Annotated in this window: 21 protein-coding genes; 12 read left to right on the forward strand and 9 right to left on the reverse strand. The window is 53.7% G+C overall.

All coding sequences use genetic code 11. From position 1 onward, the window contains the following. Positions 1-275: 275 nt before the first annotated feature. Entirely contained in the window at positions 276-1,715 is a 1,440-nt protein-coding gene (locus tag NO887_RS14800) for a sulfatase family protein (protein ID WP_256418983.1), read from the forward strand. Between the two features lie 41 nt (positions 1,716-1,756). Here NO887_RS14800 and NO887_RS14805 read toward each other — a convergent pair whose 3' ends face one another. The 3 genes from NO887_RS14805 to NO887_RS14815 all read right to left on the reverse strand — a co-directional run bounded on the left by NO887_RS14805 (position 1,757) and on the right by NO887_RS14815 (position 5,786). Next, positions 1,757-3,310 (reverse strand): alkaline phosphatase family protein, encoded by a 1,554-nt coding sequence (locus NO887_RS14805; RefSeq protein WP_256418984.1) that lies wholly within the window; start codon positions 3,308-3,310, stop codon positions 1,757-1,759. Between the two features lie 86 nt (positions 3,311-3,396). Next, positions 3,397-4,335 (reverse strand): polysaccharide deacetylase family protein, encoded by a 939-nt coding sequence (locus NO887_RS14810; protein ID WP_256418985.1) that lies wholly within the window; start codon positions 4,333-4,335, stop codon positions 3,397-3,399. A gap of 32 nt (positions 4,336-4,367) precedes the next feature. Further along, on the reverse strand, positions 4,368-5,786 hold the full coding sequence (locus NO887_RS14815) for an oligosaccharide flippase family protein (protein ID WP_256418986.1): 1,419 nt from the start codon (positions 5,784-5,786) through the stop codon (positions 4,368-4,370). A gap of 471 nt (positions 5,787-6,257) precedes the next feature. On the opposite strand from NO887_RS14815, the gene NO887_RS14820 reads away from it, so the two are divergent. Together NO887_RS14820 and NO887_RS14825 are read left to right on the forward strand one after the other, a co-directional pair. Next, positions 6,258-6,950, forward strand: a complete 693-nt coding sequence (locus NO887_RS14820; RefSeq protein ID WP_256418987.1) for a class I SAM-dependent methyltransferase — start codon at positions 6,258-6,260, stop codon at positions 6,948-6,950. Positions 6,951-7,404: 454 nt separating this feature from the next. Next, positions 7,405-7,584 carry a hypothetical protein gene (locus NO887_RS14825; RefSeq protein WP_256418988.1) on the forward strand — a complete coding sequence of 60 codons (180 nt, stop codon included), beginning with the start codon at positions 7,405-7,407 and terminating at the stop codon, positions 7,582-7,584. Here NO887_RS14825 and NO887_RS14830 read toward each other — a convergent pair. Both NO887_RS14830 and NO887_RS14835 read right to left on the reverse strand, forming a co-directional pair. After that, complete coding sequence (locus NO887_RS14830) at positions 7,581-8,405, reverse strand: hypothetical protein (protein ID WP_256418989.1); 825 nt, start codon at positions 8,403-8,405, stop codon at positions 7,581-7,583. The genes NO887_RS14825 and NO887_RS14830 overlap by 4 nt on opposite strands. Further along, complete coding sequence (locus NO887_RS14835; RefSeq protein WP_256418990.1) at positions 8,405-8,539, reverse strand: hypothetical protein; 135 nt, start codon at positions 8,537-8,539, stop codon at positions 8,405-8,407. The genes NO887_RS14830 and NO887_RS14835 overlap by 1 nt, the downstream gene beginning before the upstream one ends. A gap of 374 nt (positions 8,540-8,913) precedes the next feature. On the opposite strand from NO887_RS14835, the gene NO887_RS14840 reads away from it, so the two are divergent. The 3 genes from NO887_RS14840 (at position 8,914) to NO887_RS14850 (ending at position 13,176) form a co-directional block, all read left to right on the forward strand. Next, entirely contained in the window at positions 8,914-10,629 is a 1,716-nt protein-coding gene (locus tag NO887_RS14840) for a hypothetical protein (RefSeq protein WP_256418991.1), read from the forward strand. 545 nt (positions 10,630-11,174) lie between these two features. Next, complete coding sequence (locus NO887_RS14845; RefSeq protein ID WP_256418992.1) at positions 11,175-12,113, forward strand: NAD-dependent epimerase/dehydratase family protein; 939 nt, start codon at positions 11,175-11,177, stop codon at positions 12,111-12,113. 730 nt (positions 12,114-12,843) lie between these two features. Then, positions 12,844-13,176: an OB-like fold-containing membrane protein gene (locus tag NO887_RS14850; protein ID WP_256418993.1), complete on the forward strand. Its 333-nt coding sequence runs from the start codon at positions 12,844-12,846 to the stop codon at positions 13,174-13,176. Between the two features lie 206 nt (positions 13,177-13,382). On the opposite strand, the gene NO887_RS14855 is transcribed toward NO887_RS14850, so the two are convergent. From NO887_RS14855 to aglF, 4 genes are all read right to left on the reverse strand, one after another. Next, positions 13,383-13,727, reverse strand: a complete 345-nt coding sequence (locus tag NO887_RS14855) for an NTP transferase domain-containing protein (protein ID WP_256418994.1) — start codon at positions 13,725-13,727, stop codon at positions 13,383-13,385. Positions 13,728-13,868: 141 nt separating this feature from the next. Further along, positions 13,869-14,105: a hypothetical protein gene (locus NO887_RS18695; RefSeq protein ID WP_425601548.1), complete on the reverse strand. Its 237-nt coding sequence runs from the start codon at positions 14,103-14,105 to the stop codon at positions 13,869-13,871. Positions 14,106-14,120: 15 nt separating this feature from the next. Beyond that, a complete protein-coding gene (locus NO887_RS14860; RefSeq protein ID WP_321169361.1) occupies positions 14,121-14,417 on the reverse strand; it encodes a hypothetical protein in 297 nt (98 codons plus the stop codon). A gap of 51 nt (positions 14,418-14,468) precedes the next feature. Continuing rightward, positions 14,469-15,194, reverse strand: coding sequence for a UTP--glucose-1-phosphate uridylyltransferase AglF (aglF, locus tag NO887_RS14865; RefSeq protein ID WP_256418995.1), 726 nt, complete (start codon positions 15,192-15,194; stop codon positions 14,469-14,471). A gap of 113 nt (positions 15,195-15,307) precedes the next feature. Between aglF and aglM the strand changes: the two genes are divergently transcribed. The 6 genes from aglM to NO887_RS14895 all read left to right on the forward strand — a co-directional run bounded on the left by aglM (position 15,308) and on the right by NO887_RS14895 (position 21,243). After that, positions 15,308-16,612: a UDP-glucose 6-dehydrogenase AglM gene (aglM, locus tag NO887_RS14870; protein WP_256418996.1), complete on the forward strand. Its 1,305-nt coding sequence runs from the start codon at positions 15,308-15,310 to the stop codon at positions 16,610-16,612. Positions 16,613-16,841: 229 nt separating this feature from the next. Further along, the gene (locus NO887_RS14875; protein ID WP_256418997.1) at positions 16,842-17,090 is read left to right on the forward strand and encodes a hypothetical protein; all 249 of its coding nucleotides are present in this window, start codon (positions 16,842-16,844) and stop codon (positions 17,088-17,090) included. 6 nt (positions 17,091-17,096) lie between these two features. Then, positions 17,097-17,519: a DUF7985 family protein gene (locus tag NO887_RS14880; protein WP_256418998.1), complete on the forward strand. Its 423-nt coding sequence runs from the start codon at positions 17,097-17,099 to the stop codon at positions 17,517-17,519. A 30-nt stretch (positions 17,520-17,549) separates the two neighbouring features. Further along, positions 17,550-19,286 carry a DUF8186 domain-containing protein gene (locus tag NO887_RS14885; RefSeq protein ID WP_256418999.1) on the forward strand — a complete coding sequence of 579 codons (1,737 nt, stop codon included), beginning with the start codon at positions 17,550-17,552 and terminating at the stop codon, positions 19,284-19,286. A gap of 3 nt (positions 19,287-19,289) precedes the next feature. After that, complete coding sequence (locus NO887_RS14890; RefSeq protein WP_256419000.1) at positions 19,290-20,135, forward strand: hypothetical protein; 846 nt, start codon at positions 19,290-19,292, stop codon at positions 20,133-20,135. Next, positions 20,128-21,243: a TrbL/VirB6 family protein gene (locus tag NO887_RS14895; RefSeq protein WP_256419001.1), complete on the forward strand. Its 1,116-nt coding sequence runs from the start codon at positions 20,128-20,130 to the stop codon at positions 21,241-21,243. The genes NO887_RS14890 and NO887_RS14895 overlap by 8 nt, the downstream gene beginning before the upstream one ends.

The raw sequence follows: 21,243 nt of genomic DNA on the forward strand, positions 1-21,243 counted from the left end.
TTAACTAACAAAAGTTTTCGTACTCATTATTATTGACGAGGAAGTTAAGAAGTTGGTCCTCGTAGATTTCATTGTCTGCTTGCTTGTTGGAGTGCACATCCTCAGCAAGCAGAAGTTCTAACTAACCGGCTTTGTGAGGTACTGAAGTTTGTTTATATCTCTCGGTGGGGTCGTTATCCCAAGCGACGTTTGCACACTGCCTGTCTACACGCCACGATCAGTAAGTATACTTCCGTAAGAGAATTATATTGATGGTGGATACTTCTCATTGTTCCATGGGTAAACCGAACGTCCTTCTAATCGTACTTGATACTGCCCGTGCTCAGGCTGTTTATGATGAGGAAGTGATGCCAAACCTGAATCAGTTTGCGGAGAAGAGCCTCAAATTTACGAACGCATTTACCACAGCACCTTGGTCGCTCCCGTCTCACTCATCTCTTTTCACTGGTGAGTATACGTCAAATCACAGGACACATGCGGACTCACAGCATTTTGATCCGGATATTGACCCATTAGCGGAGCGATTCCGCCAAGGTGGTTACCGGACGGTTGCATTCTCAAACAACGTTTGGATCAGTCCGACTTTTGGGTTTGATCAAGGGTTCGATGGATATTCTGTCGGCTGGGAACTTTTTGAAAATTCTACAGATATCGTTGCCATCGCCAAGGAGTATGACAGTACCGTAAAACGGGTAAAAGCACTCGTTCCAGAGTTATTCTCGATAGATTCACCGAAGACTATTGTGAATGCACTTTACTCAAACTACCTCAGAAAGTTCTACGATAGTGGCGCATGGCTGACTAACCGGCGAATTCGCCATTGGTTAGAGTCTAATTCCAATGACGAACCGTTCTTCATGTTTGTAAATTATCTTGAACCTCATTTGGACTACGATCCGCCAAAAAGTCATATTGAAGAAGTGACGCCGGAATCTGTTGAGGCCCCTTCCGCCGATGAATTGAACCAGAATGCATGGTCATACATCGCAGGGGACGAGGATATGTCTGATGATGATTTTGAGGATCTAAGACTTCTCTATGACGCTGAATTGAGGTACTTGGACAAGCGCTTGGGGCAGCTCTTCCGGTATCTCTCTGAATCGGGGCTTCTGGACGATACTGTTGTCGTCGTGACTGGTGATCACGGGGAGAATATCGGTGACTACGGGCTAATGGATCACCAGTACTGTCTCTACGATACGCTCTTGAACGTGCCTCTATTGGCACATTATCCGGACAGTATTAGCCCCGGTATCAGGGAAGACCTCGTCGAAATAAGGGAGCTTTATCCAACTCTTCTGGACATAGCTGACGTTGAAAGCCCGGCATCAACAGACCGCAATTTCATCCGGGATGGGGCGAGAGAAGCAGTGTTTGCTGAGTACAGGGTCCCTCAACCGTCTTTAGACACGCTTCGAGAGAAATTTGGAGAGCTACCCCAAGAGGTGCTCAAATACGACCGAGGGCTACGAGCTGTACGAACACAACAGTGGAAGTTTATCGAGGGTACAGATGGGGCCAAATATTTGTTCAATGTTGATAAAGATCCTCACGAGCAAATGAACGTGGTAAATATGCATCCTGATGTCGTTAGCGATCTAGAAATGGAGCTGAACTCACAGTTAGCTCCGATATCGCACTTCGACGGTCAATCGGAAACAGAAATGGATGCAAGTGTTGAGAGTCATTTGGAAGAACTGGGGTACTTACAATAATAATTGATAAACAGCTATTCTTAACGAACTGAGCTTCTGTATTACTCGAGGTATCCAAGATCCTCTAATCTACTGCGTACCTCAGAACTTTCACTGTCGACCTTAGTCTGCTTCCTCAATTTAGAGTTTGTTTGTTCTCTGGATACGTCACGACTGAATGGCGAGCTGTCTCTATCGAATGCACCTTTCAGGACTTCACCATCCATGTTGGCTGGGACAGCGCACCCATGCAGATGGAGAAATGTCGGTGCTAGATCGAGAATAGAAATTTGATCGATGTGTCCGGTACCAAAGTCTGGTCCATTTGCTACGAACAGGGCATCCCGTTTGTTCTCTCCTTGCCACCCATCGTCGTCCGGTTGTGAGAAGACTTCCTGACGACCAAGTCCACCTTGGATATGGACTCCATCTGCTTGGTCAATAATAATGTCTGGCGCCTCATCGGCGTATGCTCCATGGAATACATTCTCTCCTCGATGCACCTCGTCTGCAATGATTTTCCCGTCTGGATTTTTGAGTTCCGAGAGCGCTTTGATCAATTTTTTTCGGATCTGTTGATACTTTTCTCCATCCCCCTTAATGTAGACCGGTCCCTGGCCACTAGCAAGAGCTGAACTCGCATTCCAGTCAAGATTTGCCGTTTTACTTTCTCTATTAATCTCGCCGGATTCCGAAGGTATCCGGTCAATAACCGCTTGAGGGGTAAGTTGTTTCGCGATGTCACGAATACCGAGATTCGACGTTAGTTCAAGGAGGCGCTCTTTCGTTAAGCCGAGATTCTCCATGGTTCCGGCCACTCTCATATCGGTTGTCAAGTAGCCCTCCTGCTCCAGCCACGCATTAATATGAAAGACCGTGTCAATCTCCGTCGCACCGTGGTCGCTCATCAGAACAACGTTGAAGTCATCCTGGAGAAAGTCACCGATGTGGCGGTCAACGACTTCCCATCCCTCAAGTGTTCGTTCGTCGTCCCAGAAGAAGTGATGTAGTGAGTTCAGGTAGAATGTGGTGATTTGTAGAAACACCGGATCGTACTTATCAAGAAGGTCTTTTCCAGCACGGAAACGAAGATCAATAAGCTCAACAATCTCACGGGCCGCCTCATCGGGGCATGTCTTGAGCGACCTGTCTTTCGTAACCCGATACTCGAACTTATCTCGGAGTTCGGACTCGAGATTATTTGGATGAGTATAACCTGTTTCTTTCCCATCAGGAGCGCCAGAAACAATAAAGGAATTGACCTCTCGAGGTGGATAGGTCGTTGGAACGTTCACCACGCCAGCCGAACTATCTTCCCCGATAAGTTCCCAAAATTCCTCATGTGTGTTTTTACGCTCATCGGGATAGTAGACTTGCTTGCCTTCCATATCAACGTTCTCCCACCAAAATATACCGAGTTTGCCGGGGTTCTTTCCCGTAGAATACGCTTTCCAGTTAGGCGATGTAACTGGTGGAAGAACTGACTGCATATCAGCGGTGACTCCACCTTCAATTATATATTTGATATTTGGCAGTTTGCCCTGTTCAATCCACGGTTCGATGATCTCGAAGTGCGCTCCGTCGAGACCGATGACAATTGTTTTTTCAGCTTCCATTTGTAGTGAGCGATGACTTTGGTCGAAATACGATTGCTGTTGTATCTTCGATTTGGATCTTCTTACGGAGTCTCATAGTGGTTTCCTTACGATATGTCTCCTTCGCGAAGTTCTTGCATCCGTTTAATTAGCACCTGATTTTCGTCATGTAACGATCCAAGATGCCCCAAACCAGCGCTCATAGGTTCCCACTGATCGTCATTCGCAAAATTGTATACGTGGGTCCATAGATGAACGTGCTTGTTCGATTCTATCGCCTGGTCCATTGCTTTTATTAAATATTGGCGGTGAAGGCGACGCCGAATCCGAGAAGGAATGGTTCTAAAGATTGGGTGAGGTGGCGAACGGCCGTTGGGCAATGATACTGCCGTAAGCGATGGATGGGGTGTGACAGTTGTCTCTATAAGTCCTTTACGCCGGTGTACTTTGGAAACCGGGTGGTTTCGTGTAAGGAGCCACCATAACTTTGTGACCGGATTCGAAAACCGTGGTTCATACTCTTCGAAAGGTTTTCGTATTGTTTTAATATTATTATCTTTTATGACGTAATAATTTGGCCGCTGATGCCGAGGCATGACGATGGATTTGGGAGAAGGAAGTCCAAATTCGCGATGAATGGCTGTCGCTTTCGAGAGTTCTTCTGCTAACTCCTCATCTGGCGCCACTTCAGCAAGGTGATGTGAGTATGTGTGTGTTGCAATCTCATGGTCAACCTCTCGATTCTGAATCTCTTTGACTAGATCGGGTGCATAAAACTGCGGGTGGCTCTCTACATCGGTTCCAGGATCTTCAGTCCACCAGCCATCACGGAATGGTCCAGTGTGATGACCCGGACAGGAATCTTCTAACAGGTGTCCGACGATGTCAAATGTGATCGGAATATTGTATCGATCCGCCAAGGAGAGGAGACGCTCAAGTGCAACTGTCTCAGCAGATCTATCGTTCGATAAATGACCGTATTCCTGCTTATCGTGCATTCCCCAACCGAGTTCTAATTCGACACTCAGAGTTACGACGCCGGGCATGGAGATAGGTTCAACTGTAATTTATAGCCAAGTCAATGTTGTGTAATTCTTCTCCGGAACGAGAGGATCTCTTCCCGTACAGGAGCGTTTGCCGCCATCAATAGACCATACAACAATACTCCAGTCATAACTCCGATCGATAGTCCGACCCAGTCTGGAAGCAGATATGGTTCAATGACGTACACTCCAACACCCATAAGGATGGCACTCATGGTGCTCCAACCGAACAGTCGTAGGGGGATATCTAGGTCTATCATTTGATCAAGATAGAACCCACTGATGAGTGCGGCGACCCCCGAACTCGAGGTCGTCGCAAGAGCCGCTCCTAATATACCAAACGGTGGTATAAGTGCGAGATTCAATATGAGGTTCAAAGAGAGTGCGGTTACTTCCGCACGATACCCTAACTCCGGCTGATCCATCGCATAGATCGTTGCAGTGAATAACAGATGGCCGGTTCGAATGACTTTTTCTCCCATGAAGATTACTAATACTGGGGTGGCGATGGCGACTTCCTCACCAAAGGGAAGTCTGAGAACGGATTCTCCAAGGACCAGTGTCCCGAAGATCCCTGGAATAATCAGGTAAACGGGTGGCTGGATCCATCGATATACTAATGTGCGGATCTCTCCGACAGCTCCGTTTGCGTCCATCTCCGATATCTTCGGGAATATCGTCTCTCGGATCGCGTTTGTCAATTGAAGCGACGCTGCAGCGACGCGCCAAGCGATCTCGTAAGCTCCGACGTGAGCGGTAGGAACAAAGAAGCCCAGAATGGCTACGTCCATCCATGAATAAATGTAACTCCCCGAGCTCCTGAGCATGATATAGTACCCGAAACTTAACAGCGAACGGGCACGTTTGACCGAGGGTTTTGCATAGGCTAAGTCTAGACGAACTAACGCACCCAGGACAATAGCAAGGTCTCCAGCGATAAATCCGATCAGAATCGCAAGTGCGTCAAGTCCGGTGAGAATCAGTGCGACGCCAACAATGATCCACACGAGCTTTCCGATGATTCGGAGGCTCGCGGTCTGTCCTACGCGCATTTGCCCTGCTAATAGGCGAATTACCAGTCGGCGAGCTTGTGTCGCTACCAAGCCGAGTGCGACGTATAGACTCACGCCTTTGATACCAATGTACGTGTCAAGAACTGGCTGAGCGATCAGAATGCCAGCGACAAACGGGATCAATAGGAACGATGTTAATACGACCGTCGTTGCCATTACTTCACCTGGATCCTCACCGGCGGAGAGCTCTTTTTCTGCAGCTCGCCGTAATCCCAAATTCGATCCGATCGCCGTGAGCCCGATCACTGTTTGAAAGAGGAAAAAAGATCCAATTGCGTCGGCACCGAGGACTTGTGTGAAATACGCTATTCCTCCGAATCCGATGATAGAGAGAAGAACACGCGCCGAGAATAATTTGAAGATGGCTCCCCGAAGATCCATTATGAGTAGTGGGAACCTGTAATGTAATCAACGTAACGATAACTCGCTCAAATATCGCACTTCGGTTGAAATCGATGCTAATCGTGAACTGCACGTCAATTGTGGCGTGCATGGGGTGCCTCGTGGGCATTCGTCTTTAGTTAATACTCTCAGTAATACTGTTCTGGGCCAGTTTCTGCTCGAATTCTGCTGATTTACACCCTCTACGGCGAGAAAACCGTGTTTCTAGGGTCGGTTTATTGCTTGATTTCGGTGGATACGATGTCTGGCTCGTCTGATTAGTACGCTTCAATACTACAGAGCATAATTCCATCTATATATATTACTATCAGGCTTAAGTAAAGACGGATGGCCTCGTGGGTTTGACACCAGAGGCGACCCCTTCCGCAGGGTGTCAGTTTCTACTGAACTCTATAGGACATTGAGACGTGACCAAACTTTTTACAGGGGTAGGAGTCGCTATAAACACCAATGATTAACTCATTTGCAAAAGCAGTTCTCCCAGAGAGTGCCATAGAGAAGATCATTCGCGGTCTGGGAACCAAAGGTGCAGACAGACAGAATATCGTCACCTCATGTGTCGATTCGGACGATTCTGTCCTTGACATCGGATGTGTTCAACACTCTCTTGACAATGTGAATTGGAGAAATCCGCGAAGAGGTGAGTGGCTTCATGCGGACCTCCGCCGTGTTACTGACGATGTAATAGGTATAGATATTGTGGAAGACGAAATCGAGCGGATGTCTGAGGCAGGATTTGACGTCGAGGTGGGGAACGCTGAGACGTTCAATTTTGATCGGAAATTCGATGTGGTCGTCGCTGGTGAGCTTATCGAACACCTCTCCAACCCAGGGCAGTTTCTTGATCGCTGCCGTGAACACGTCCATGATGACGGCCAAGTTATCATCAGTACACCAAATCCACGAAGGTTAGAGATGGTACTTTGGTTCCTCTTCGGGACTGAGCACCAAGCTAACCCCGAGCACACAATGTGGTTTGACCATTACGTGATGGATTCTCTTGTCTCCCGACATGGATTCGTCCTCGATGATTTCGAATTTCATAAACCATCGATTCATCCAATTCTGCGACCACTCTATCGGTTAGGAATCGGAAGACCACTGTCTAGCGGCGGGTACATTTTCAAACTCACCCCCGTTTAATTGTTGTCTCTATTTCAAAACGTATCACCGCAACGATGTTATACCACACCCACCTGACTCAAAACAGATAGACTCCGAGTGAGTGCCATTATTGCCGTTGTGTTTAGCCGTCTCATTTTCGCTCGGGGTTCGTCGTGTCAAGTCTTCACAAGCGTAGGTATGGCTATTGGTAGATTGAGTTGTCGTGTTGAAGTTATGAGGCTGTTTAGCAGCTCGTAATCGTGAGGATCCCGCTGAACGCGTGCCACTCGATGCGACGGAAAGCCCACAACAACTCCGTGAACTTGCAGCAGAGATTCTGGTGGAGCCTGGCGATATCCCGCCACTCGAGGGCAAACTCGATTCCAGTACGAAAGAGCGACTGGAAGACCTCGGATACGTCGAGTAGCGCCGCCGACCTCATCTGAGGATTGTTTCCCAAGAAATATACCAGTTCAGTAATTCGATTTTGCCAATGAACCTCGAACTCGATGATGACCTCGCGGGTCGTCTCGCAACGCGCGCCGAAAACAACGGCTTCGATTCGACGGCCGAGTACACGCAGACGCTGCTCCGCACCGTCCTCGACGAAGTCGACCGCTTCGAAGACGATTCCGACGTCGAAGAACGTCTCGAAGACCTCGGCTATCTCTAAGCGCCGATCTTCCGCGCAGCCTGCCGAATTCGCCTGATCTCACGCTCACGGGCCGAGACCGACCGGTGCTCGACAGTGCGACTCGCTGCGTTACTCTCCTCGTCGAAGATCGACTGCCGCACAGATCCATCTATGTCGGTCGGGATCGCACAGTCGTGAAGATGGAGCAGTGTTGGGGCGAGGTCGAGAACCGAAAGGTCCTCGACCTGCCCCTGGCCAATCTCCGGTCCGGTCGCCGCGAATAATCCGTGGCGCTTGTTCTCGCCGCGCCAGCCATCTTCGCCAGGCACCGAGAACACTTCGTCACGACCGATGCTTCCAGGGATATGAACGCCCTTTGTCTGGTCTATCACGAGATCCGGCGCTTCGTCGGCGAACTCACCGGAGTATACCTCTTCGCCGGGGAGAACTGCATCGACGACTTCTCGTCCGTTCTGATCCGTGATCCCCTCGAGTTGCGTAATTAGCTCGTCGCGGAGCCGGTCGTACGCTGGATCTTCACGGTCGGCCGTCAGATAGATCGGCCCCTGTCCGCTCGCGATGACGTCAGTACGCTCCCAGTCGACGTTGTCGGTCTTGCTCTCGCGGTTGATCTCTCCCTGTTCGTCCGGGATAGTGTCGATGATTCGCTGGGGCGTCACGCGCTCGGCCACGTCTCGAATACCCAGACGTGAGGCGATCCTGATCAGCCGATCGGTGTTGATGCCGACGCGGTGGAGACCAGTTGCGACGCCGGAATCGAGGGCGAGATACCCCTCGTCGGCCAGCCACGAGTTAATGTGAAACACGGTCTGGATCTCGTTCGAGCCGTGATCACTCATCAACACGACGTTGTGACTGATGGACCGCGTTTGTAGATAATCGCCACCATCAGCCGTTGTGTCTCGCGTTTTCCGTCGACCTCCGCAAGAGCAGCTTCGAGATCCCCCACCGTAATATCTTCGAGTTTTGCCATTACTACATCAAGTACTCAAACCATCTGTTTCTATCGATTAATTCTATCGCTTAGTATAGAACGAATGGTGTTTGTCACTTGTGTTGGATCTAGTGGTGGACATACTATCGATCCGACCTTTAGTCTAGTTAAAGTGACTATTTTAGATGGTAGCAACTGGCTTGTGAGATACCAGAGCTAATTTTGAAACCGTGCAACGGGCCATAGTAGAACGAACGCAATAGGGATAGCCAAGACGACGAGATGTCGATGATCGCGGTTATACTTGCGACACCCATCAATAAATGATGCTCTTTCCGATACTTCCAAAGAATGCTCTTTTGCCCTTGAATGCCATCGTTACATGTTTATGTTTCCCAAACCTTATAAATGATATGAGTGCCTCTGTGGGCAGGCTTTATTTTCTCGTTTCGGCAACAATTCTTTCTTTGTTTTCAGCCACATATTATATTGTTTCCATAAAGCATGATTTATTCCCCTACACTTCTGCACTAACGCTTCTCATATCAACAGTTCTTCTCTCTTTGATATTCCTCGATTTAGGACCCGAGAAACCGCGATCTGTCTATATTTGGGCTGCATCAGTCTGTCTTGGCTTTTTCAATATTCTTGTTACATACGACCACACTGGCAGTATAATTGGTATTGATCCTGACGTGTATGCACTCTGGGCATATCAAACATCAATTACTACAGATCCGTCTATATCTGGTTCCTCTTTTTATAGCGACGCTCCTCTCTTCCATACATTCATCTCACTGATCCAGATGATCTTGGGGACATCAATGACAACCACGATGATGGTACTGTCACTCTGTTTACTGGCGTTCTACGTGACCTTCACGCACCGATTCACTCTCCAATACACCAACTCATATGACTCAGCGGCTGTTGGGGCTGTTCTAGCGGCGACCTTGGCGATTTTAGTTAAGCGGTCTTTCTGGCCCATCGCCCAATCATTCGGCATCATATTCTTCCTTTTATTCGCTTACATCGCCTTCTTCGGTCTGTCAAAGCCGAAATACGAGTTCCCGATTTCTATTGGGCTTCTGGCCGGCATGGCATTTGCGCATAAATTACTGCCAGTAGCTACTCTTCTAATACTCGGGCCAATCTTTATCTCAGACAAATTAACATCGTATAATGATTATAGAGAGAGTGGTGAACGTGCCCTAGTAGTTGTTTACAGCATTTTTGTCCTCCTCTTCACATTGATTCAATGGACGTATATTACAACCTTGGTTGAGACAGTTGTGCGCGACCTCACCTTTATTTTCACATTGGGGAAAGGTGGTGAGATGGTTATGATTCCTACTAGTGTGATAGTTCCAGACGCCGGTGCACTGGAAGTGTTTGGGCATCAAACAAATATGCTGGTGATGCTCTTAATCAGTGGATTGGCGTGGGTCTGGCTGGCCTATTACCGTCGTAACCGGTCTATTACCCTCTTGATCGTCACAGTGTTGTTTGCATCTCTCACTGGGATGTTCGGTATGCTTACAATTTCGACCAGTTTAATTAATTATCCACTGCGCGTCTATTTTTTATCGGCGATTTTTCTCATTTCGATCGTGTCATATGCCGCTGTCACAGCGATTCGGCTGAATAGCATTCCAATCAAAACCGTTGCCTGTTCTCTCTTACTCGTGCTTCTGGTGTTTCAGGTCTTCTCGGCGGCTGCAATTGCTGACTTTCCGGGTCAGTTCGACCCATATTTGTCGGACTCAGAGGCCGAAGGCAAATTTTTCGTAGAGACCCATTTTGATGGAGATGTCCATACGGACACTTTGTATGCTCACAAAATCGTCGACTTTGAGCGCTATACTGGGGGTCTCCAGGCAAGCAATTCTGAGGTGATATATGGGGGTTCTGGACCGAACTATGTGATATACGACGAGTGTTTGTTTAATCAGACATCGTGCGACGTGGATGATGGATTGATCATGTACCGATCTGGTAACGACATTTATCGCACCTGGGGGACATGGAAGGGGTCAGAATATCGCCTCCAATGGGATCCCAGCGGAAAATTCGCAGCTGGCGAAAATGTGGTGTATGACTCCGAAAATGTGGAGATCTACGGGGAGTGAGCCGGGCTATAGATTGTTGAGGCATAGTCCCAACCCCGTCAATAGAATTGCCAAAAGTGATATTTATCAGAGACAACGCGAAAATATCTATGATGATGGAAGAATATAGACAAGTACTTGTTGAGTGAGGACCACGCTATCGATACGCAACACTGTTCGTGATAATACGGTGAGCTGATTGAACCAGCCCAATATCGTTCTGATCGTAATGGATACCGCCCGAACGTAATCAACTCTCGGTACTGAGGAGGTAATGCCAAACCCTCAGGCACTGACGTAACAAGATTGGGTCTACGTCTCAACACCGACCCCTATATTTGCTTTAATAAAATGGCAATAGTAATAGTATATATTTATATTATGCGGAGACCATTTTCTTAATTGATCTTACCGGACCAGGGAAGAGAGAGGTGAAAAATTTGGCCTGTTGACAAACCATCAGGAATGATCAAAGAATCGAGCCCTCCAATAATATTAATGATATTTGAAGAATGTTAGCCCCGTTAACGACAAGAATCAAGTAGCCAACCCAATCCAATCTGGCCGTGCACGAATCTACCGCTCCTGATTATTCCAACATCGTCGTCACCGGTGGTACCGGCTTCATCGGGAGCCACCTCACAGAGGCCCTCCTCGCTCGCAACAACGACGTGACGATTCTGGACGATCTTTCCGCGGGCGATCCTGCCAACGTTCCTGCAGACGCCGAGCTCGTCGAGGGTGACGTCCGCGACCAAGCAATACTCGACGAACTCCTCGCGGACGCCGAGTACGTCTTCCACGAAGCCGCTCTCGCCAGCGTCGCGGACTCGATCGACGATCCGGAGGAGAGCCATTCTCGCAATTCCACGGGCACCCTCCGGGTGCTCGAAGCCGCAAGCCGCCACGACGTCGATCGCGTCGTCCTCGCCTCGAGTGCTGCCATCTACGGCCATCCGGAGTACACGCCCATCGACGAGGACCATCCTACGGAGCCCACCTCTCCCTACGGACTCGACAAACTCGCGAGCGATCACTACGCCCGGCTCTACAACGAGCGCTACGGACTCGATGCGATCCCGCTTCGCTACTTCAACGTTTACGGCCCCCGCCAGTCCGCCGCCTACGCTGCCGTCATCGCCGTCTTCCGCGACCAGGCTCGATCCGGCGAGCCGATCACCATCGAGGGTGACGGCACCCAGACCCGGGACTTCGTTCACGTCGACGACGTCGTCCAGGCGAACCTCCGCGCTGCGACCTGCGACGCACGTCACTGCGGTAACGCCTACAACGTCGCGACGGGGGAGACCGTGACGATCCAAACCCTCGCGGAGACGGTCCGCGACGTCGCGGATTCCGATTCGGAGATCGTCCACGTCGAGCCGCGAGAAGGCGACATCGATCACAGCGTCGCGGACATTACCGCCGCTCGTGAGCACCTCGGCTACGAACCGACGGCATCGCTGGAGGAGGGCCTGACCGATCTCCTGTCCGACTCTCTGTAGTCGTAAGCCCCGGATCCTCTCGAGCCCAGATATCGCATCTCTTGACCGGGGAATTATCAGCTGTAACTGCCGCATGGATGACGACCGATCCCACAAACCCCAAGGCGGGACTCCGGAAGGGGCCGACCGACCGCCATGTTCTAACGAAGGTTAGCCGATCACCTTTGATAAATAATGGAAATGTTACTTTTCTATGGGTCGCTAGCTCGTAGAGATATTGTTTATCATAATCATCGGCCTAGCGACCACGAGCGACGCCTGCGCCACGTATCAACACAGCACTCCCCGAACCATCTCGCCCCAATATCGTACAGTATAGCGCCGCTACGTACATTATATTGATCCTATAGCCAATCGAGCCAATAAACCGCCCCAGACCCCGACCCAGGCCCAATCCACATTCGAATTATATCAAATGATACTCAAGTTACTCTGTAGGACCGCTAGGATCCGGCGACTTAGGGCCAATTTGAGTTGGTTAGAATCGACAAAGATTGAATGGATTTTATCCTGGTACTGACGGCTGAGTGAATCGTCGTGAGCAAAACCAGTAAACTACGTCGAGTTTGAGAAATGAGTCCCGGATTTGAAGGTTCGACAGTGATTGTAATCCGATTGTATTCCCATCTAGCGAATCTACAGAGCAATTTCTTTCAGATTATGGCTCAACTACCGGAATTTGTCAAAAATAGCTAACTTATATACAAGTCGCCTGTCCCCATCCACGAACGTGAACGCGCGGAGTCTCAGTCGCGTCGCTATTGTCGGCACCCTCGCGGTGGTCTTGGTAGCGACGCTCGTCCTCTCCGGTGCAGGAATGGTCCTCGACGATCCCGAGCAGCGCGCCGAGGACGACGCCGACGAGACCGCTATCGAGGGCATAGTCGTTGCGGAGGGTTCCGTAACCGTCGAAACCACTGACGGCCAGACGATCGGCCGCTCCGCCGGCGAGGAGTACTTCATGTACGGCGCGAGCGCCCTCGCCGGCCTGCTCGTCCTCGTGCTCCTGCTGGATACTTGGACGCTCCGTACCCGCAAGCTCCGAGTAGATCCCCGCGCTTGACCGCTCCACGACCAGCTGCTCCTGTGCGTCCGATCCTACTTCGAGGAGGGACGCGTGGAGACGGTGGAGCTCCACCGCACCTCCAGACAGCGGACCGGACACTCGGATTGGGCCCGAAGTATCGATTCGACCGCAGTGGTGCCGATGAGTGAGTTGCTGACCCACGTGCTTGTCGCCGTAACCGCAGCCACCATTCTCTCCTGGCGCTACAAGGCGATCACCCCGTTGATGTTCTCGTGATCGACCGCCGCGACGACCGGCTGGAGCGACGTCCCAAAGACGTAGTCGCCGTTCACCACGAAGAACGTCCCGTCGACGTGCGGTTCCGTCTGAAGAACAGCATGGGCAAGCCCCGACCGCTCACGCTGGTGAACGTAGCTGACCGGCGCGCTCGCGTACGCGTCGTCGAACATGGTCGACGATCTATCCCCTTCGTAGCCGATCACCACAATGAGGGCATCCGCACCGGCCTCCAGCGCCCGATCGAACACGTGAGCGAGCAGCGGTCGACCAGCGATATCGATAAGCCCCTTCGGCTTGTCGGCAGTCAACTCGCGAGACGCAATCTGCGACCAGCGACGGGAATTACGGCCTGCATGCCACGACGTACTGACGCCATCCCCCTGTAAGCATCGTCTGGCAGACACGAAGACGCTCGATGCTCCGACTTATGCATCGAGCAACGAACTCTGCTACAACTGGACGGAAATGACGGGTTTCCACGTAGAGATCGGACCGGTAGTATCGGCCAGATTCAAAGTTGAGAGCTGTGCGTTCTCCGGGAGCGATCCCGTATCAATAGCCACCGCCACCGCGATCCGACGCGAGACGCTCATGTCGCTGTACACAAGGCTCAGGTGCGGGAAATACGCCTCGGAAGGAAGTGAAAGCGCGTCGCGCGCCCGCTGATGGAGATCGAACAGTTCGATCGACGGCTCAACGAGCTAGAAGACACACTGGTGCCGCGTCGTGGAACACCGTACGTCGCCGAACGTCACGGCGAGTGGATCCGTTTCGGCCGCGAGCAACTGTGTCGTCTCCGTGAGCGCCGTGCGGTCACCGTCGATCCCGCCGACAACCGTGATATGGAACTCAAAGACGACGGCATCCTCGTGTGTCGCGGCGAGGTCATCGATTGTATCTCGAAATTGTCGAGCCGCTGCCATCCCCTCTTCGGGAGTGAGCCAGAGCGAGTACTCGATGGGGTGTCGGTCATACTGTGTCTCCAGTCGGCGACTGATCGATCAGTACTCTCGAGACATTGCGACCACCAGCACTGAACCTCTCGCGTGTTACGCCTCTAGTTCGCCTTCTTGTAACCGCTCCTCGGCCTCGTCCCGATCCTCGGGATACCCCACGTCGATCCGCCACCCCTCCAGCCCGATTGCGTCGATCGTCCGTCCGCTTTGGATCAACAGATCGATCGCCTCGCTGATCTCGTACTCACCGCGGTTCGACGGCTGCACGAGGTGACACGCGTGGAAGATCGCGGGCGTGAACGTGTAGAAACCGGTCATCACCAGATTCGACGGCGGGTCGTCGGGCTTCTCGACCACGTCCGTGATCTCGCCGTACTTGTTCGTGTCACAGACTCCGTACCGCGACGCGTCCTCCCAGTCGACCTCCTCAACGAGGAACGCCGCGTCGGCGCGGTCCTCACGCTGGCGGCGCACCACATCCTCCAGGTTCGCCTGGAACACGTTGTCGCCCAGCATGAGCATGAAATCGTCGTCGACGTGCTCTTCGACAGTTAACAGCGCGTGGGCGAGCCCCTGCTGGTCGCGCTGGTGGGCATACGTGATCGGAATCCCCTCGTACTCATCACCGTAGTGCTCGATGATCTCCTGTTTGAGGTACCCCACGACGACGACAAACTCGTCGGCGCCGAGCTCGGCGAGCTGTTCGAAACAGTGTGTGAGAATCGGTTTCTCGTCGACCTCGACCATCCCCTTCGGCTTGTCCTCCGTGAGCGGGCGCAGTCGCGTCCCCTCGCCGGCGGCCAGTACGACGGCTTGCATGGTCGAAGAGAGCCGGGACGCCGGCATATATCTTTTCACTCCACCAACCGGTCGAGCGCGACGACCTGCCGATCCGACGTTTCTTGTGGCCCACCCGTGAACGGAGAGCCGACATGCGTCTGTCCATCATCGGAAGCGGCTACGTGGGGACGACGATCGCGGCGTGTTTCGCAGATCTCGGCCACGAGGTCGTAAATATCGACATCGACGAGGACATCGTCGAGATAATCAACGACGGGCGAGCACCCATCCACGAGACGGGCCTCGACGAGCTCGTCGCCGCCCACGCCGGTTCCGAGGGGACCGGCCGCCTCCAAGCGACAACCGATTACGAGGCTGTCCTCGACACTGACGTCACCTTCCTCTGTCTGCCGACTCCACAGAACGACGACGGTAGTATCGACCTCTCGATCATGGAGGCGGGCGCGACCCAACTCGGCGAGACGCTCGCCGAGAAGTCCGACTGGCACACGGTGATCGTCAAAAGCACCGTCGTTCCGGGATCGACCGAAGACACCATCACATCGATTCTCGAAGCGGAAAGCGAGAAGACCGTGGGCGAAGATTTCGGCGTTGGTATGAACCCGGAGTTTCTTCGCGAGGGGACGGCAGTCGACGACTTCCTGGCCCCTGACAAGGTTGTGCTCGGCGCTGACGATGACCGCGCACTCGCGGACGCTCACGACGTCTTCGACCCGCTTGTCGCACAGGCGGACGCACCGGTCGTTGAGACCGATACCCGCACGGCGGAGATGATCAAGTACGCCAACAACAGCTTCCTCGCGGCCAAGATCAGTCTCATCAACGATATCGGGAACGTCTGTAAGGAATTCGATATTGACGCCTACGAGGTCGCGGACGCGATCGGTCTCGACGACCGCATCAGCGAGCAGTTTCTCCGGAGCGGTGTCGGCTGGGGCGGAAGCTGCTTCGGGAAGGACGTGGCGGCGATCATCGCCGCGGCCTCCGAGGTCGGATACGAGCCGCCACTGCTCAACGCGGCCGTCGAAGTCAACGATCGCCAGCCACATCGGTTGGTCGATCTTCTTGCGGACCACAGTACGCTTGAGGGCGCACAGATTGCCGTGCTTGGGCTGGCATTCAAATCCGGAACTGATGATATGCGGAATTCCCAGGCGATCCCCGTCATTCAGCGCCTCCAAGAACTTGGTGCGTCCGTGACTGCGTACGACCCAGTCGCTGAGGACAACGCCAAAGCGTACCTCGACGATATCACGTATGCCGACTCTGCCGCGAACGCGCTGGTCGATGTCGACGGCGCCGTCGTCGTCACTGACTGGGATGAGTTCGCCGCTCTCGACGAGGAGTTCGACGCGATGGCATCCCCGGTCGTCGTTGACGGGAGACGGACCATTGAGCGGCGCGACGGAATCACGTACGAGGGCCTGACGTGGTAAGAACGCGGAGACCCTAGTGTCGGATGAAAGTGTCGTAGGTGAGATATTAACCAACAAGACCTCAATCTCATTCCGATATGTTGGTTAACACCGATCTGTACAAGGAACAAGGACTTCAGTTGATTTATTCACATTATTTCTGATTGATCGCCAGAAGACATTTACCTATCTTCCAGCTATCGCGCCCATATGTACCGGGGCGCAGCCGGTACATGCCCACCCCACACATATGATTACACGGGCAGTCACCATCGAAGACATCGATGACCTGTACCTGACGTGGAACAGCCATATCAACGGCTCTGCCCTCTATCGCCGCGCCCTCCGCGAGGAGATGGAGCTTCGCGATGTCGACCCGGATGAGCTTCGAGACCTCTTCGAACGGGCCCGCGAACAGGGCTACACGAAAGACGAGATCGTCGACGCAACCAACCGCTACGCCGATCTCAAGGCGCTCGTCGACGACACCGAGGAGTAACCCGCTATGTCACAGGACAACACGCCCTCCGAAACGACTCCGGATCGAGCCAACAGCCAGTCCACGACGTCAGGCAGGCGTCCGAGGCAAGCCGCGTTCATCGTCGTTGTCCTGACCCTGTTCGCTGTGGAACCCGCTGCCGCACAGACGAACGCCGTCTGCAGTGCCGAGAACCTCCCCAGCATGATCGAGGGCTTCTTCCAGCTTACCACGGCGCTGGGTATTGTCGGCCTCGTAGTCGTGTGGCAGGCTGATTCTCTTATCGAGATGTTCTCGATCACGCCCGAGCAAAAGAAGGCCCTCAAGCGGCACAAACGGTCGGCGCTGAAGTCCGCGGTTGTCCTCGTCGTTCTCGGGCCACTCTACACCGTTGCCGGATCGATGATGAACCTCCCGTTGGCGCAGTGTGTCGACCTCGCGCCCTGGTAGGCGACTTCCGCCCCCGTCGAACCCTCCCTCATGGAACACCGAGAGCTCTCCGTGCTCATGGTCGCGCTGTTCGTGACGAGCTTAGTCACGGGTATCGTCGCCGCTGACCCGCCACGGCCGGGGACAGAGGAGAACGGGCTCACCGAGAACGAGTCGGCGACGCTCTGGTCACGCGACGCGGACACCTACATCAGCCAGGAGGAGTATCAGCAGCGATACGGCGAGAATCGGACGGCGATGCACCAGCTCGCGAACGGGACAGACATCACGTTCACGCGCCCGCCGGAGACCGCTGCAACATGGACGCGAAACGACTTTGCGGATCTCGAAGCCGGTGGGTCGGATACCTCCGTCCATCCATCTCAGACATCGCTCGAAGACGGGGTGTTCATCGAGGACGCCCACGCGACGGTGTTCGCAGCCCAGCCGTCGACGCGGGGCCACCTGGAGTCAGGTGACACGCCGTTCTATATCGCGCCGAACGGGACGATGCGGGGGTTCGTCGACTATCGCGTTCGCGTCCCGAACGGGAGTTCCTCGGGGAACACGACCATCGACTGGTCGCTCACGGAGCACGAGGTCGAAGAAGTCCGGCTGAAGAAGGACGGTGAGACCATCGCGACGCAGGACGGGTCCCATACGCCAGCACTCGATTACCAGCTCGAGGATGACTGGAGCGCGAATCTCACGCTCGAAGCGGAGATCCACACCCGGTTGAAGAAGACCACCCGGATCGATCACGGCGACGAGACCGACGTCGAGGTCACGTATCAAACCGAGTCGCTCAACGTCTCGGATGGAATCGACGTCGAGATCTACGACCTGTCGGCGTCCTCCTACAACGCCGAGTATCCAAATGGTGACGCTGGTGTCGCTATGTTCCAGTCCCGGCCGTGGCAAGGATACACGCTCACCGAGGATGGCGATGCGCGGGTGCGTGGGATCTGGCGGTTCTACACCGCTCGGAACACGAACTGGGACACGCTCGTCCGGTCGGGTCGAACACGCAGTACGACAGTCGAATCCGACGCAATCCCCGTGTACGTTCACGCGTATCCATCGCGAATCGGGCCGCGTGCCGAGCCCGTTCGTGATGGGCCCGAGATCATCGAGACGTGGGGGACAGACCGACCCTCCCCCGTCGAAACTCTCGGCGAAAACATCAACATCGACATCGTCAATCAGTCCTACACGACGACGTACGGTGTCGCCGTTCGTGCCGAGACCGTCGATCGCGACGCGCTTCAGGTTGGCGGGATCGTCCGGGGCGTGAACGCCTCGATCGTGGAGCCAGACGCCGGCTCAGAGCGGCAACTTCGGCGGAGTAATCTGACTTCCGAGGTTCTCCAGCAGAACGAAAGCCAGGCCACGCTCCGCATCGAACTCCGGGACAACGAAACCGGCGCACCAATCGTTCTCAGCGATACCGGTCGACAGTATCCGATCGGCGGGACCACCCGAAACGGCTACATCACCGTCGCGGAGCAGCGCGTCGAGACCAACACATCCGGGGTAGCTATCGTGACGATCGACGAGCCGGGGATCTACACGGCCCGCTATCATCCGGGCTCGTGGCTCGGGCACAACCCCGCGTATGTGAGTGATACGGCGACTGCTCGGTGGCATCCGCTCGGAACTATCGACGGCTGGTTCGCCTTCATCGTCGAGGTCGGCTGGCAGCTTATCCCATTCTTCGTGATGTTCTACGCAGGTAAGCGGCTCCTCCGAATGCTCGGTCCGGAAGACATCTTCCAACGGAACCCATAGCCTATGACCAGAAACCACCCACAGATCAGTCGGCGAACCGCCCTCCAAACAGTCGCTGGCGCAGCGCTCGTGGGCGTCGCTGGCTGCCTGAACGACAATGGCGGGTCTGGAACGCCCAGAGACGGAACCACGTCTCCAGACGGCCACGGCCCGCTCACGCGTATCGCTGTCGAGGGGACTACACTCGTCGTCGAACTCTCTGCGGACGCCGACGTCGACCAAGTCAACCTCATCCAACCGAACGGCGAGCTATTCGGAGAGCGTGACGTAGCCACAGGTGCCCAACAGGTTTCGTTCGATATCGGCACCACGTACACGCCCGGTGAGTACCGTGTACTCGCGTTGAAGGGCGAGGAGACAGTAGTCAAGACCACGACTGAATTCCGTCCAGAGATCCAGATACAGGATGTCGGACTCTATCGGAATAATCCAGACAAGCCGTGGGACGAAGTCTATGGTGAATCCGAGACAGATCGGATCAAGAATGGCGAGGCATTCGTCACGGTAGAGAACACAGGGAGTGGCCCGGAAGCGATAACTGAACTGATCTTCTCCGGAGACGCCCCCAATCCAATTGAGGACCCCAGGGGCAGTGGAATGCACGAAACCGACCGGGTAGTAGTCTCTCCTGGTGAGACGGTCGACCTGTTCAGTAATTCGTTCCCGTTCGGTTCAGAGAGTGAGGCCGGAATGGGGTGTTCCCCAGATGGTAACAGCGGCCAGTTCACGGTTATCGTCGAGACCCGAGTCAGTGGTAATCAAGTCACGAATGCCTACAATGTCCAGTACTCTGGTTCCGACGATATGACTGACTGTACGGTCACGATCACGGGGACTGACGATGGTTGATCTCATTAACGTCGTCGTTGAGGGTGCCAAGGACGTCGTTGAGTGGTTCATCGAGCTGTTCATGGATGGTCTCAGATCGGGATATGACACGCTGACTGAGGGTATGTTCGGAACCCCGACCCCAGAGACGAACGGAGCCTTTGTCTTCGGTGACCCGATCAACGCACCCTGGCCGGCGATCCATGATGCCCTCATCGGCGGCGAAATTATGCTGATCGCTCTCTTGCTTCTCGTGATGAGTGTCCAGGGGCGTCACACGGTTCGAATCTTCAATATTGGAAGTGCCTACGAAGCCCGAAAAACGAAGAAGACGGCCTGGGTCGGAGCCTTTCTAATCATTACGTGGTATTGGGTTGGGACTCTTGCACTCTACCTCGTCGACGGGTTCACCATTGCACTGATGCCGGAGCTTTCCTCCGTATCCTCAGCAATGCTTGAGTTTCTGGGAGCAGCCATTACAAATCCCGGACTGGGGCTATTGTTCGCCGTGATTGGTGGAATCTCAATGTGGGCTCTGGAAGCACTGTTCTACATCCGGATGATCCTGATCTATGTCTACCTGTACGGGATGCCAGTTGCTATTGCAGTGGCCTACGGAAACATTCCGGTCGTATCCGATATCGCAATGGGGTTCTGCAAACGGTTCGTCCCGTTGGCTGTCCTCCCGCTTCCAGCTGCAATGGTCCTCAAGGGATACGACTTGATTTACTCAGGTGGGACGCTCACACCAGGAACAGCGTTCCTCAAGTATCTCGTCGCTGCGTCCCTCCCACTGGTCGCACTCTTCATCACGTGGAAAACGTTCAAATACGCAACGCCGTTGACGGCCAAAGTCGTCGGCGGTGCGACGAAAGGCGCAGCCCTTGTCGGCGGTGTCGCCGCCGGAGCCTACGTCGGTGGCGCCGGCGTCGCGACGACCGCCGCCAGGTGGGGACCGAAAGCCGCTGCCGGCCACGCCGTTGCACAAAAAGCGGCTGCCCGCGGTGGACAAGGCGGCGATGAGGGGGGCTCACCGTCGTACCGGCGTACCGAGAATGACCCGGGTGGAGCGACAGCGGACTCGACGAGTGACGAACACGGAATGGACTTTGACCGAGGGATCCACTAA

The organism is Halorubrum laminariae, from assembly GCF_024494655.1.
Lineage (GTDB): Archaea > Halobacteriota > Halobacteria > Halobacteriales > Haloferacaceae > Halorubrum > Halorubrum laminariae.